The 14006-nt window shown below is 68.7% G+C and carries 13 protein-coding genes; 6 read left to right on the top strand and 7 right to left on the bottom strand.

The window, feature by feature from the left end; translation table 11 throughout:
* The first annotated feature begins 2 nt into the window (after positions 1–2).
* Both H9634_RS09645 and H9634_RS09650 read left to right on the top strand, forming a co-directional pair.
* Positions 3–479 (top strand): fluoride efflux transporter FluC, encoded by a 477-nt coding sequence (locus H9634_RS09645; protein WP_318245063.1) that lies wholly within the window; start codon positions 3–5, stop codon positions 477–479.
* Positions 476–868, top strand: a complete 393-nt coding sequence (locus H9634_RS09650) for a fluoride efflux transporter FluC (RefSeq protein ID WP_191726454.1) — start codon at positions 476–478, stop codon at positions 866–868. Before H9634_RS09645 ends, H9634_RS09650 begins: the two co-directional genes overlap by 4 nt.
* Here H9634_RS09650 and H9634_RS09655 read toward each other — a convergent pair.
* From H9634_RS09655 to H9634_RS09685, 7 genes are all read right to left on the bottom strand, one after another.
* Positions 813–2027 (bottom strand): phenylacetate--CoA ligase family protein, encoded by a 1215-nt coding sequence (locus H9634_RS09655; protein ID WP_191726455.1) that lies wholly within the window; start codon positions 2025–2027, stop codon positions 813–815. The two genes, H9634_RS09650 and H9634_RS09655, sit on opposite strands and share 56 nt — an antisense overlap.
* Before the next feature lie 25 nt (positions 2028–2052).
* The gene (locus H9634_RS09660) at positions 2053–2904 is read right to left on the bottom strand and encodes an ABC transporter ATP-binding protein (protein WP_191726456.1); all 852 of its coding nucleotides are present in this window, start codon (positions 2902–2904) and stop codon (positions 2053–2055) included.
* On the bottom strand, positions 2901–4091 hold the full coding sequence (locus H9634_RS09665) for an ABC transporter substrate-binding protein (protein WP_175293888.1): 1191 nt from the start codon (positions 4089–4091) through the stop codon (positions 2901–2903). The genes H9634_RS09660 and H9634_RS09665 overlap by 4 nt, the downstream gene beginning before the upstream one ends.
* A 159-nt stretch (positions 4092–4250) precedes the next feature.
* Positions 4251–5315: a branched-chain amino acid ABC transporter permease gene (locus tag H9634_RS09670; protein WP_225210789.1), complete on the bottom strand. Its 1065-nt coding sequence runs from the start codon at positions 5313–5315 to the stop codon at positions 4251–4253.
* A 3-nt stretch (positions 5316–5318) separates the two neighbouring features.
* The gene (locus tag H9634_RS09675) at positions 5319–6191 is read right to left on the bottom strand and encodes a branched-chain amino acid ABC transporter permease (protein ID WP_175293889.1); all 873 of its coding nucleotides are present in this window, start codon (positions 6189–6191) and stop codon (positions 5319–5321) included.
* Positions 6188–8242: an AMP-binding protein gene (locus H9634_RS09680; protein ID WP_191726457.1), complete on the bottom strand. Its 2055-nt coding sequence runs from the start codon at positions 8240–8242 to the stop codon at positions 6188–6190. Before H9634_RS09680 ends, H9634_RS09675 begins: the two co-directional genes overlap by 4 nt.
* Positions 8239–9156 carry an ABC transporter ATP-binding protein gene (locus H9634_RS09685; protein ID WP_318245064.1) on the bottom strand — a complete coding sequence of 306 codons (918 nt, stop codon included), beginning with the start codon at positions 9154–9156 and terminating at the stop codon, positions 8239–8241. The genes H9634_RS09680 and H9634_RS09685 overlap by 4 nt, the downstream gene beginning before the upstream one ends.
* Positions 9157–9375: 219 nt before the next feature.
* Here H9634_RS09685 and H9634_RS09690 point away from each other — a divergent pair, with 219 nt between their 5' ends.
* The 4 genes from H9634_RS09690 to adhP all read left to right on the top strand — a co-directional run bounded on the left by H9634_RS09690 (position 9376) and on the right by adhP (position 14004).
* The gene (locus tag H9634_RS09690; RefSeq protein WP_191726458.1) at positions 9376–10161 is read left to right on the top strand and encodes an IclR family transcriptional regulator; all 786 of its coding nucleotides are present in this window, start codon (positions 9376–9378) and stop codon (positions 10159–10161) included.
* A complete protein-coding gene (locus tag H9634_RS09695; protein WP_191726459.1) occupies positions 10154–11998 on the top strand; it encodes an acyl-CoA synthetase in 1845 nt (614 codons plus the stop codon). Before H9634_RS09690 ends, H9634_RS09695 begins: the two co-directional genes overlap by 8 nt.
* Positions 11999–12046: 48 nt before the next feature.
* The gene (fabG, locus tag H9634_RS09700; protein ID WP_191726460.1) at positions 12047–12808 is read left to right on the top strand and encodes a 3-oxoacyl-ACP reductase FabG; all 762 of its coding nucleotides are present in this window, start codon (positions 12047–12049) and stop codon (positions 12806–12808) included.
* Positions 12809–12975: 167 nt separating this feature from the next.
* Complete coding sequence (gene adhP / locus H9634_RS09705) at positions 12976–14004, top strand: alcohol dehydrogenase AdhP (protein ID WP_191726461.1); 1029 nt, start codon at positions 12976–12978, stop codon at positions 14002–14004.
* Positions 14005–14006 lie beyond the last annotated feature (2 nt).

Here is a 14006-nt window from a genome sequence, read left to right on the forward strand (position 1 = left end):
CCGTGTCAGCTCCCGCGCCGGAACTCACCTGGCGTCTGCTCCTCGCCGTCTTCATCGGCACCGCACTCGGCAGCCTGCTGCGCTGGGGTGCCGGCGAGCTCCTGCTGCTGAGCGGCATCGACGGAGCAGCACTGGCGGCGACGACAGCGGTGAATCTGCTCGGCAGCTTCTGCCTCGGCGCACTGCTCGAAACCCTCACCCGCCGCCAGCCGCACACCCCCGCCGCCCGCCTGCGGCTGCTCCAGCGCGGCCTGGGCATCGGGTTGCTCGGCGGCTTCACCACCTACAGCGCATTCGCTCTCGGCACGACGGCCCCGGCGCTGTCCGCGCTGCTCGGCGGCAGGCTGGCCACCGTTCCCGAGGCGGCGGTGTCGTTCGGCTGGGCGCTCACCGGCGTGTTCGTGACGATCGTCGGGGGAGTGGCGGCCGCTGCCTGCGGCATCGGTCTGGCCGCCCGGCTGTCAGGACGGCACCGATGACCATCCTCCTGCTCGCCGCGGCGGCCGGTCTGGGCGGCACCGTGCGCTATCTGCTCGATGTGTGGCTCAGCCACCTGCGCTGGGGTGCGATCCCGCTGGCCACCCCGCTCATCAACATCACCGGGTCCTTCGCCCTCGGACTGCTCACCGCACTGGCCGCCGGGACGGCAGCCACCGCCTCGGGCCCGGCCTGGCTCACCGTGCTCGGGGTGGGATTCCTCGGCGGCTGCACCACCCTGAGCACCGCCAGCGTCGACACCGCCCGGCTGCTGGCGGCCCGGCGGATCCGTGCGGCACTCGGCGCGCGGATGGTCGGTGACAGGAACTCGGTCGTCAGTCCCAGCTGCGGGTGTCGACGAGGGTCTGCCCGTCGTCGGGCAGCTGACTGACGAGCTGCACCTCGGCGTTGAACCGCAGACCGGCCCGGATCTCCTCGGCCGAGGCGGTGCGCACCGCCTCGGCCGCGGCACCGGCAGCCGGGACGATCTCGCAGCGGACATCGTCGCGGTGTGCGGTGCGGGAGATGACGAAGCGATACGCCGCGACCCCGTCGACGCGGTCCATCACCGCAGCGGCCTGGCGCGGGTGGAGGAACATGCCCCGGACCTTGACGGCCTGACCGACCCGGCCGAGCACCCCGGCCAGCCGGCGCCGGCCCTGCTCATCGGTCACCGGCGTCCCGGACTCATCAGCCACCCAGGCGGAGAGATCCCCGGTGCCGAAGCGCACGAGCGGTGCCTCGGCACGGATGAGCGAGAGCACCACCTCGCCCTCGCCGGCATCGAGCCGTGACCCGGTGGTGATGTCGCACACGGCGACATCGACACCGGCCGCCGTCACCATGCCCGCGCCCTGCCCGTCCTCGTAGGCGATGAGCCCGGCCTCGGCCGAACCGTAGGCCATCCGCACCTGCGGGACCCACTCCTGCAGCGCGGAACGCAGCTGATGCGGCAGCGGCTCAGCCGTCACGAGCGCCCAGCGAACCGGGAAGCTCTCCGGACTGCCGCCGGCGGCAGCGCAGACGTCGATGAGCGCCTTGAGGTAGCTCGGCAGTCCGACATAGCCGCGGATGCCCAGATCCATCAGCGCCTGCACCTGCAGCTGCTGACTGCCGATGCCCGCCGGCAGCACGGTGGCCCCGGCAGCGGTGATCGCCTCATCGAACATCACCCCGGCAGGCGAGAGGTGATAGCCGAAGCAGTTTGCCACGACATCGCCGGGCTGCAGCCCGGCTGCGTTCAGTGCCTCGCCCCAGCGCCACGGGTCGGGTCCCGGCGGCTGCGCCTCGTAGATGGGGCCGGGGGACTGGAAGATCCGCCGCGGGGTGAAGCGCGGGCTCAGATGGGCGCGGCTGGCCAGCAGCTCGTCCTTGCTCTGGACCGGCAGTGCGTCGAGATCCGCGGGGCTGTGCGCGCTGGCCGGGTCGAAGTGATGTGCTGCCAGCCGGTCGGCCAGCGCTGGGTTGGCGTCGGCTGCCGCCTGCAGCCGGCGGCTGAACTCAGCGGATGCGTGCGGCTCTGCCGGCACACGGGTGTCCTGGGCGTTCATGATCTTTCCTGCTTTCCAGCGGCTGTCAGAGCCAGCGCTTGCGGCGCTTGTAGTGTTTGACGTCGCGGTAGCTCTTCTTGCCGTCGCCGCCGATGCCGAGGTAGAACTCCTTGACATCGGGATTCTCCGCCAGCGCGCGGGCCTCGTCTTCGAGCATGATGCGGCCCTGCTCCATGATGTAGCCGTGATGGGCCACCGACAGCGCGGTCTGCGCGTTCTGCTCGATGACGAGCACCGTCAGACCCGTTTCGGCGTTGAGCCGGCCGATCGTTGCGAAGATCTCCTCGACGAGCAGCGGGGCCAGGCCGAGGGAGGGCTCATCGAGCATGAGCAGCTTCGGCTCGGCCATGAGCGCCCGGCCGATCGCGAGCATCTGCTGCTCGCCGCCGGAGAGGAACCCGGCGGTGCGGGTGCGCATGTCATGCAGCTTGGGGAAGAACTCGTAGACGAAGTCGAGCTGGGAGCTGATGCTGCCGTTCTTGGTGTACCCGCCGGCTGAGAGGTTCTCCGCCACCGTCAGGTGCGGGAACACATGCCGGCCCTCCATGCACAGGCTCAGCCCCTGCCGGACACGTTCGGGCGCGTCCATCCGGGTGATGTCCTGGCCGTTGAAGGTGATGGACCCGGAGCTCACCTCGCCCTGCTCACTGGGCAGCAGCCCGGACACGGCCTTGAGCGTGGTGGACTTGCCGGCGCCGTTGGAGCCGAGCAGTGCGACGATCTGGCCTTCGGGCACGCTCAGCGACAGCCCGCGCAGCACCAGGATGACGTCGTCGTAGATGACTTCGATGTTGTTGATCGCCAGCAGCGCACCGTCCGGTGCGCCGGCCCCCGGCCCCGGGCGTGCGCCCGGGGCCGTCAGCTCGTCGGTGGTCATGGGGTGACTCCCGACTCGATCTCCTCCATCTTGCCGTCCTTGACCTCGTAGAGGTTCGAGGAGGTGGAGCCGCGGTGCGAATCGGCGGAGAACTCGACGGTGCCGTCGCCGATCACCTCACCGGTGTCGATGCCGCCCATCGTCTCCAGCGACTCGCGGATGTTCGCTCCGGTCAGGTCGTTGCCTTCGCTGATGGTGTGGCGGATGCCCTCGGCCATGACGTGCATCGTGTACCAGCCCTGCACGTAGCTGGTGATCTTCGACTCGGGATCCTCGCCCTTCTCCTCCAGGTAGGAGGTGATCTGCTCGTGTCCGGGCTTGCCGGCGTTGAGCGGGGCGATCGGCTGGATCATGACATGGCCGTCAGCGGCGTCCCCGGCCGAGGTGATGAAGAGTTCGTTGGCGCACCAGTTGAGGCACACGATCTTCTGGTCCCCGCCTTGCGCCTGCAGGTCCTTGGCCAGCTGCGCGGCAGGGGAGGAGACGTTCTGGATGACGATGTACTTCGCGTCGCTGATCTGGCTGAGCAGGCCGGCGTAGTTCGTCGTGCCGGCAGGCATCGCGTAGGACTTGTAGTCGATGTCGAGGCCCTGCTCATCGACCCACGCCTGGCCGTCTTCGACCGGTGAGGTGCCGAACGGGGAGTCGTGGTGCAGCACCGCCACGCCTGCCTGCCCGCCGGCGTCCTCGGAGATCCAGTTGAGCGCCACGCGCATCTGGTCGGAGTAGGTCGGAGCGACGAGGAAGTTGTACGGCGACTCCTCCGGGTCGGTGAGGTCCTCGGCGAAGGAACCGGACATGAACGGCAGCTCGTCGTTGGCCACGCGAGTGCGCAGTGCTTCGGTGTCGCCGGTGCCCCAGCCCTGGATCGCGACGGCTTCGTCGTTGACGTAGCGGCGGTAGAGCTCCTCGGCCTTCGGGATCTCGTAGGCGTAGTCATTCGACTCGGCCTGGATCTCCCGGCCCTCGATGCCGCCGTTGGCATTGATGTAGTCGACGTAGGCGAGCATGCCCTCGTTGTACGGCGCGCCGACGTCGCCGGTGGCCCCGGACTGATCGGCGATCATGCCGATGACGATCGGCTCGTCGGAGTCGGCGCTGGCTGAGCCGCCCCCGCCGCATGCGCTCAGCAGCAGCAGGGACACAGCCGAGACGGCGATGCCCGAGGTGACGGTGGTGCGTTTCATGATTCCTCCTGAGGTTGTGCACCGGTCCAGTGGTGCGGCTGCTGCGCAGCGGGTGTGATGAGCGGACGTCGGTTCGGTTGGTGGTTGCGTGTCTTCGTTCAGTGGCTGGGAGCCTGTGGTCAGTGATTGAGTGGGCGGTCGGTGAGCAGGTCGGTGCGGTCAGTAGCGGAACGGCCAGAAGCCGAAGAAGTCCTTGATGCGCTGCCAGATGCGGTTGAGGCCGCGCGGTTCGGCGATGAGGAAGATGATGATGACCAGGCCGAAGATCGCATGCTCGAAGGCCGGCAGCTGGCGCTGCAGCATCGGCAGCACACCGCCGAGCGCATCGGCGACCATGCGGACCATGACCGGCAGGAAGGACATGAAGATCGCCCCGTAGATGGAGCCGGCGATCGAGCCCATGCCGCCGACGATGATCATCGCCAGGTACAGGATCGACACGTCGATGGTGAACTTCTCCCACGAGATGATCTCCGTGTAGTGCGCCAGCAGCGCACCGGCCAGACCGACGTAGGCATTGGACACCGCGAAGGCGGTGAGCTTCGTGCGGGTGAGGTTGACGCCCATGGCCGAGGCGGCGATGTCCTGGTCGCGCACGGCCATGAAGGAGCGCCCGACACCGGTGCGGAAGAGATTGGTGGCGGTGATCGCCACGAGGATCGTGATGATGAGCAGGATGACGTACCACTGCTGCTCGAAGCTCGAGCGCTCGATCCGGAACCCGAAGACCTCCAGCCGGTTGACGTCGACGAAGCCCTGCCCTTCGGTCAGCCAGTTCCAGCGGCGGACGATGAAGATGATGAGCATCTGCGAGGCCAGGGTCGCGATCGCCAGGTACAGGCCCTTGAGCCGCAGCGCCGGCAGGCCGATGATGACGCCGATCACCGAGGTGAGCACGACCGCGCAGAGGATGGAGACCGGTGCCGGCATGCCGAGCCGGTCGGTCAGGATGACCGAGGTGAAGGCGCCGGCGGCGAGGAAGCCGCCCTGGCCCAGTGAGATCTGCCCGGTGTAGCCGACGAGGATGTTGAGCCCGATCGCGCCGACGGCGGCGATGAGGGCGGTGTTGGCGATGGACAGCCAGTAGTTGTCGAAGACGAAGGGCACGAGGATCGCGATGACGGCGACGAGCGCCATCCGGATCATCTGCGGGCGGGTGTGCCACAGCCGCATCTCCGAGGTGTAGGACCGGTGGTGGCGGCCGGTTTCGATAGCTGCAGACATGGATCAGACCCTTTCGATCCGCTTCTCGCCGAACACGCCGTAGGGCCGGACGAGCAGGATGAGCACGAGTACGATGTACGGGATGACCTCCGCCAGGCCGGGATCGAGGTAGCCGGAGACGAACGCGGTCAGCAGCCCGATGGTCAGACCGCCGACGATGGTGCCGGGCACCGAGTCGAGGCCGCCGAGGATGACGACGGGGAAGACGAGCAGGCCGAAACTGACGATGTTCATCTCCACAGCGGTGACATCGGCGAGCAGGATGCCGGCGATGAGCGCGCTGATCGCCGCCAGGCCCCACGACATCGCGAACACGCGGCGCACCGAGATGCCGACGGTCATCGCCGCCTGCTGGTCATCGGCGACGGCGCGCATGGCGATGCCGTGCTTGGACTTCTGGAAGAACAGCGTCAGCAGAGTCAGCACGATCGCGGCGATGAGCAGCACCCACAGCCGGTTGGCCGGCACCGCACCGCCGAGCACGGACACGGAGTTCGTGGGGAACAGGGCGGGCATCGCCCGCGGCTGGGTGCCGTAGAACATCTGCACGAGCGCGCTGAGCAGCCCGGCCAGACCGATCGTCACCATGATGATGGAGATGTGGCTCTGCCCGACCATCGGCCGCAGGATGAACCGCTCGACCACACCGCCGACGATGACGGCGATGACGATGCCGATGATGAGCGCGACGATGAGCGGCAGCTGGAAGATGACCCAGGCGGTGTAGAAGGTGTAGGCGCCCATGAGGAGGAACTCGCCCTGCGCGAAGTTGATGACGCCGGTGGCCTTGTAGATGAGCACGAAGCCCAGCGCAGCCAGCGCCAGGATGGCGCCCTCGGAGAGGCCGAAGATGACAAGGGTGATGAAGGTGCTCACTGTCGACCACTCCAGACTTTTCTGCGTCCCCGGCCGGCGGGAACGGTGTAGGACTCAAGATCGAAGATCCGCAGCGGGATCGACCGTTCGACGACGGAGCCGTCCTGGTAGGTGATCGCCGCGGAGATGGTGACTTCATCGACCTCCGAGGCCAGCGCCTCGATGATCGAGCCGTAGCGTTCGGCGATGACGGAGCGGCGGACCTTGCGGGTGCGGGTGATCTCATCATCATCGGGATCGAACTGCTTGTGCAGCAGCACGAACCGGCGGATCCGGATGGTTGCGGTGAGATCCTCGTTCGCCCGGGCGATCTCCTCGGCGATGAGCTCGTACACCTCGGGCTTGGAGGCCAGGTCGGTGTAGGTCGTGAACGACAGCTTCTGGTGCTCAGCCCATGCCGAGACCGTCGCCGGGTCGAGCGTGACGATCGCGCACATCGGATGCTCGGCGTCCACCGCCTCGGGATCGGTGACCCCGGTGCCGGCGAAGACGACGGACTCCTCGATGTAGGGGGAGAACTTCAGCTTGTTCTCGATGAAGGCATGGGAGTACATCGTGCCGTCGGCGGCGGTGACGACGTCCTTGAGGCGGTCGACGACGACGAGGTGGCCGGCCTCATCGAGGTAGCCGGCGTCACCGGTGTGCAGCCAGCCCTGCGGGGTGACAGTCTCAGCGGTGGCGGCGTCGTTGAGGTGGTAGCCGCGGAACACCGAGGACGAGCGCAGCATGATCTCCTGCTTGTCGCCGAACTGCAGTTCGGTGCCCGGCAGCGGTTCGCCGACCGAGGTGTAGGAGACCCCGTCGTCGCGGTGGACGACGGCGATGCCGCAGATCTCGGTCTGGCCGTAGATCTGCTTGAGGTTGACGCCGATGGCGTGGAAGAACTGGAACACGTCCGGGCCCAGCGGCGCGCCGCCGGTGTAGCAGCGTTTGATGCGGGTCAGCCCGAGCTGTTCGCGCACCGGCCGGGTCGCTACGGCATCGGCGATCGAGCCGATGAACCTGTCCCAGCCGCTCAGCCGCCTGCCGGAGGTGCGCTTGCTCGCCAGCCGGTCGGTGATGTCGTATCCCCAGCCGAAGATCGCACGCTTGATCGGGCCGGCCTCGTCGATGCGCACCTGCACCTCGGAGAGCATCGACTCCCAGATCCGGGGCGGGGCGAACATCACGTCGGGGCCGATCTCGCGCAGGTCCGCTTTCTGGGTGGTGGCGTCTTCGGGGAACGAGATCGTCAGACCGCAGTACAGTCCGCAGGCCACTGCCAGCATCTGCTCGCCGATCCAGGCGAACGGCAGGATCGAGACGTACCGGTCCTTGGCGACGATCGGGTCGATGCTCGTGAGGTGCTCGGCCATCGACAGCAGGTTGGCGTGCGAGAGCTCGGCGAGCTTCGGCTTCGAGGTGGTGCCCGAGGTGGTGCAGATGACGGCGAGGTCGTCGGGGTGGCCGGCGGCGATCTGCTCATCGAGCCAGCCGGGATTCTCGGCAGCCCACGCGCGGCCGGCGTCTTCGACGTCGGTGAAGTCGAGCAGGATCTCGTCGGTGTACTGCTCCAGGCCGTGCGGGTCGTAGAACACGATGTGCTCGAGTATGGAGTCGGCGCCGAGCTCGGCGTGCAGGCGCAGCAGCTTGTCGACCTGCTCCTGGTCCTCGGCGACGACGACGCGGGCGCCGGCGGTGTGCAGGATGTGGGTGAGCTCGCTGCCGAGTGAGGTCGGGTAGATGCCGACGACGCTGGCGCCGAGGGACTGGCAGGCCAGTTCGGCGATGAGCCATTCGGGCCGGTTGTCGCCGAGCACGGCGACGATGTCACCGCGCGTCACGCCGAGGGTCACGAGCCCGTGGGCGAAGTCGCGGACGCGCTCGCGGTAGAGCGCCCAGCTCATCGGCTGCCAGATCCCGTAGCGCTTCTCCTGCATCGCCACCCGCTCGGGGTGGGCGGCGGCGAGCGCATCGAGGTACTGCGGCATCGTCTTGGTGATGCTGTGCGGCGGCCGGTCGGCGGTGAAGCCGGAGCGGTTGGCGGTGCCGGTCGGCGGTGCGGCGGTCATCGGACTGCCTCCGTTCCCAGGTAGGCCTCGATGACCTGCGGATCGGCCATCACCTCGGCGGGGGTGCCGTCGGCGATGACGCGTCCGAAGTCGAGGACGGTGACGCGGTTGGAGATATCCATGACGACGTTCATGTCGTGTTCGATGAGAACCATCGAGACGCCGGCGAGTTCGTGGACGTCGAGGATGTAGCGGGCCATGTCCTCCTTCTCCTCGGCGTTCATGCCGGCCATCGGCTCATCGAGCAACAGCAGCGCCGGCTGCAGCGCCAGCGCCCGGCCGAGCTCGACGCGCTTCTGGATGCCGTAGGCGAGCGTGCCGACCGGCTTCTTGCGGTAGGCCTGCAGCTGCAGCAGGTCGATGATCTCCTCGACGATCTCGCGGTGCTCGATCTCCTGGCGGCGCGCCGGGCCGAGCCACAGCATCGCCGAGAGCACGTTCTGGCGCATGTGGATGTGCCGGCCGAGCATCATGTTCTCCAGCACGGTCAGGTGCTCGAAGAGCTCGATGTTCTGGAAGCTGCGGGCGACGCCGAGGCGGGCGACCCGGTTCGGCGACAGGCGGGTGAGCGTCCGGCTGGCGTATTCGTGCGGGCTGGCGTCGGTTGCCAGGCGCTCGCGCTCCTCGGGTGAGTGCTCACCGAGGTGGCGGCCGGTCTCACCGACGACGTAGCGCAGCACGATCTCGCCCTCGGTCGGCTTGTACAGCCCGGAGACGCAGTTGAGCAGGGAGGACTTGCCCGCGCCGTTGGGGCCGATGACGGCATGGATGGTGCCGGAGGTGACGGCGAAGCTGACGTCGGAGAGCGCGCGCACACCGCCGAAGCGCAGCGAGAGATCCGAGACCTGCAGCAGCGGCTGGCCCGGCGGCATCGTGCTCCCGTTGAGGGAGTGGCGGTAGGCGCGTGTTCGCACGTGATCTCCTTGCGTCGTTGCGAAAGCGAGAGTGAGACAGACCGCTGTGATCGGCGTCACTGTTGAGATAGACAATAGGTTTTCAGTATGTGAAAATCAATACTCTCAAGAGAAAAACTTTTCAGTCATCCGGTTCTGCATGTCACGTCGGCATGTGGCAAGCTGACACTCAGGCATGCGGTGACCGCCGGTGCCTCAGCTCAGGAAGGGGGGCCGCACATGGCCGGTGAGGGCAATGGCGATGGAGCCACTGGCAGCACCAGCGGCAACGGCTCAGCCCGTGGGGGACTCGGCACGATCCGCAATGCGGTCCGGCTGCTCGACCTGCTTGCCGAGGGCCCGCCGCTGCACCACCTGACGGATCTCGCCGCCCGCTCGGGCATGTCGGTGCCCACCGTGCACCGGCTGCTGCGCTCACTCGTGCAGGCCGACTACGCCGTGCAGGACCCGGCGACCTCCCGCTACGGCCTCGGCCCGCAGCTCACCCGCCTGTCGAAGCACTACCTGGCGCGCAGCGCGATCCTCGCCGCGCTCGCCCCCTTCGTCGTCGCGCTGCGCAACCAGCTCGCCGCCACCATCAGCGTCTACGTGCTCGCCGGCCGCGAGGTCATGTGCATCGACCAGGTCGACGGCGATGACCGCGGGCCCTTCCGCCGCTCACCGCGCGCACTGCCGGCCCTCGACACCGCCGCCGGGCGGGTGCTCGCCGCCCACGCCGCGCCCGAGGTGTGGGCTGAGGTGCTGTCCGCGGCCGCGCCTGAGACCGTGGAGCTGGCGCAGGCTTACCGTGATGAATGGGCGGCGTCGAACCACATCCACCTGCCGGCCGTCGTCGCCGACCACGTCGACGAGGTCGCCGTGCCGCTGCGCGACGCCGAGGGCACCGTCGTCGCAGCCCTGGCCGCCGACGTGCCCACCGGCGCCGATGAGGCCCATGTGCGCACGGCGGCTGCTGCCCTGGAGCGCACCGCGGTCTCGTGCGGAAGGAGCATCGGCAATGGCTGAGGCGCCTGCGACCTTCACCGGCATCGACCCCGCCGCGCTCACCGCCGACTGGCAGCCGGTCATCGACCTCCTCGACTGGACCGCGGATCCCACCGGTGTCTGGCAGCCCGGCCCCTACGGCGGGCAGTGGCTCCCCGGCGGCCGGATCGACCCGCTGCACAACCTCGTCACACGCCATGCAGGCGCCAACGGCTCGAAGATCGCACTGCACTGGGAAGGCGAATCCGGTGAACGGCTCTCCTTCACCTACGCCGAACTCGCAGCAGAAGTCGCTGCCGTCGCCACCGCGTTGCGCGGCCTCGGGGTCACCGACGGCGACATCGTCGCCTTCCACACCGGCTGGCTGCCCGAAACCGTCTTCGCAGTGCTCGCCTGCATCGACATCGGGGCCCGCTGGTCGATGCTGCCGATCTCCCTGCCGGCCGAGGCGCTGGCCACCCGGCTCGGTCAGCTGCAGCCGAGCCTGCTCATCACCCAGGACGGCGCCTGGCGCCACGGCACCGTCATCCCGCTCAAGGTCCGCGCCGATGACGCCCTCGCCTCAGCCGAGAGCGTCGAGCACACCATCGTCATCCGCCGCACCGGCCTCAACGTGCCCTGGTTCCACGGCGACCACTGGTTCGACGACCTCACCCACGCCGCCCGGCCGGCCGCCCGCCGTGCTGACACCACCACCGAGGCAGACGCGACCGGCCGGCCGATCGACGCGCACCTGTGTGCCGGCCACCTCGCCGCCCCCGGTGCGCCGAGCCTGACGACCTGGCATTCGCTGGCCGCCGTCTTCGCCACCGCGGCAGCCTTCCACGGTGCCGTGCGCACCGGCGGCACCTTCTGGTGCGCCGGCGACGTCTCCTGGGCGGTTTCGCAGTGGCACGGCCTCATCGGCCCGCTGCTGCACGGCGACACCATCGTCGTCTACGAAGGCACCCTCGACGTCCCCCACCACCAGCGGGCCTTCGAGATCATGAACCGCTACGACGTTTCGACCTTCGTCACCACCCCGTCGGTCATGCGCACGATGCGCTCCTGGCACGACGACGTCACCGCTGCCGGCAGGGTCGCCGCCCTGTGCCGCGTCGTCACCGCCGGCGAACCGGTCGAACCCGAGCTGCGCCGCTGGATGCAGCGCGCGTTCGTCGAAAACGGCTGCGAGGTCGTCGACGGGTGGGGCCAGATCCTGCTCAGCGGCATCGTCTTCGTCCACGGCGGCAGCTGCCAGCTCGGACGCGGCGTCATCGCCGTCACCGATGCCGACGACCGGCCGGTCGAACCCGGCCACACCGGCGAGCTCATCGTCACCGCTCCGCTGCCCGGCATGGTGAGCACCGCCTCGGGAGCGGGCGCCGAGGAGACGATCCGCGCGCCCTTCACCCGCCGCCCGAACCTCGGGTTCGCCAGCGGCGACCTCGTCCTCGTCGAACCCGACGGCGGCTTCACCTTCCAGGGTCGCATCGACCCGGCGGTCTCCGTGTCCGGCCAGCTCGTCTCGCTCACCGCCGTCGGCCAGCTGCTCGAAGACCACCCCTTCGTCGACGTCGCCCGGGCCGTCGCCGTGCACGACCCCGAACACGGCCGCAGTGTGTGGGCCGCCGTCGTCACCAGCGAACCCGCAAGCCGCCAGCTGGCCGTCGACCTCATGAGCTCCGTGCGCGAGATGCTCGGCGGACTCGCCCGCCCCCGGGCGATCGTCTTCGTCGACACCCTCGATGCCGACCTCGACCGGCAGCTGCTCGGCCGGGCGCTGGCCGGGCTCGTGCCCACCGGCGCCGAATGGGGGCAGCTGCGCTGGGCCGATGTCATCGCCTACTGCCGCCTGCAGGACCGCCGCTCTCGCTAGACTTGTCACTGCCGACACGCACTCCACCCGAAAGGCGGATGACACATCATGGCAGGACTTCTCACAGGACGCACAGCACTCGTCACCGGAGGCACGCTCGGCATCGGCCGCGGCATCGCCGAGACACTCGCTGAGCACGGCGCCACCGTCGCCGTCACCGGTGTGACCGACGAGGAGGTCAGGAACGCACAGGCCGACGGACTCAGCGCCTACGTGCTCGACGTGCGCTCCCGCGACAACTGCGAAGAGGTCATCGCCTCCTTCGTCGACGACCACGGCAGCCTCGACCTGCTGTCCTCCAACGCCGGGGTCTACCCGCAGGCCCGCATCGACGAGATGACCGACGAGGACCTCGAATCGATCTTCGCGATCAACACCTTCGGCACCATCCACATCGTCCAGGCCGCCCTGCCGGCCCTGCGGAAGTCGGAAGCCGGGCGCATCGTCGTGACCTCGTCGATCACCGGCAACTACACCGGCTTCCCCGCCTGGTCGCACTACGGGGCGACGAAGGCCGCCCAGATGGGCTTCGTGCGCTCGGCTGCGATCGAACTGGCCAAGGACGGCATCACCGTCAACGCGGTGCTGCCGGGCAATGTGCTCACCCCGGGGCTTGAGGACATGGGCGAGGCCTATCTCAAGCAGATGGCCGCAGCTGTGCCTCTGGGTTACCTCGGCGAGCCCAGCGACATCGGCCACACCGTGGCCTTCCTCGGCTCCGACGGCGCGCGCTACATCACCGGCCAGGGCATCGTCGTCGACGGCGGACAGATCCTGCCCGAAAGCCCCGAGGCCCTCGCCGAGGCCTGAGCCCAGACCCAGCCGCCGGCCACCGGTGCCCACCACCTCGGGCGCGGCATCCCAGCAGACGGGATGCCGCGTCCGAACTGTATGCCCGCAGATGCGTGAGCGGTAATGTGACAAGTGCCCGCTGCGGCCAGACCCCGGCCGCGTCCCCATCAACTGAGGAGTGAACCATGGGCACCATGAAAGCCGCCGTCGTCACCGAATTCGGCTCAGACCTCAACGTCAGCGATGCCACCGACATCCCCACCCCCGGACCCCACGACGCACTCGTCAAGCTCATCTCCACCGGCGTGTGCCACACCGACCTCCACGCCGCCCACGGCGACTGGCCGATCAAGCCGAGCCCGCCGTTCATCCCCGGCCACGAGGGCGTCGGCCGCGTCGAAGCCGTCGGCGATGAGGTCACGACCGTCAAGGTCGGCGACATCGTCGGCAACGCCTGGCTGTGGAGCGCCTGCGGTGACTGCGAGTTCTGCCGCACCGGCTGGGAGACGCTGTGCGAGAAGCAGCAGAACGGCGGCTACTCCGTCAACGGCTCCTTCGGCGAGTACATGCTCGTCGACGCCCGCTACGCCGCCCACATCCCCGACGGCGCGGACCTCAACGAGATCGCACCCGTCCTGTGCGCCGGTGTGACCGTGTACAAGGGCCTGAAGATGACCGAGGTCAAGCCCGGCCAGTGGGTCACGATCTCCGGCATCGGCGGGCTCGGCCACATCGCCGTGCAGTACGCCGTGGCGATGGGCATGCGCGTGGTCGCCGTCGACATCGCCGATGACAAGCTCGCCCTGGCCAAGAAGCACGGCGCCGAGGTCGTCGTCAACGCGATGACCGGCGACCCGGCCGCCGAGGTCGTCGAGGCCACCGGCGGCACCCACGGCGTGCTCGTCACCGCCGTGCACCCCGACGCCTTCGGTCAGGCGATCGGGATGGCCCGCCGCGGCGGCACGATCGTGTTCAACGGACTGCCGCCCGGGGACTTCCCGGCGCCGATCTTCGACATCGTGCTCAAGGGCCTGACGATCCGCGGCTCGATCGTCGGCACCCGCCAGGACATGGCCGAAGCGCTCGACTTCTACGCCCGCGGCCACATCCACCCGACGTATCACGTGCGCCGGCTCGACGAGATCAACCAGGTCTTCGACGAGATGGTCCACGGCAAGATCGACGGCCGCGTCGTCGTCGCCTTCGACGACTGAGA

Origin of the sequence: Brevibacterium gallinarum (genome assembly GCF_014836885.1) — a bacterium.
GTDB classification, from domain to species: Bacteria; Actinomycetota; Actinomycetes; order Actinomycetales; family Brevibacteriaceae; genus Brevibacterium; species Brevibacterium gallinarum.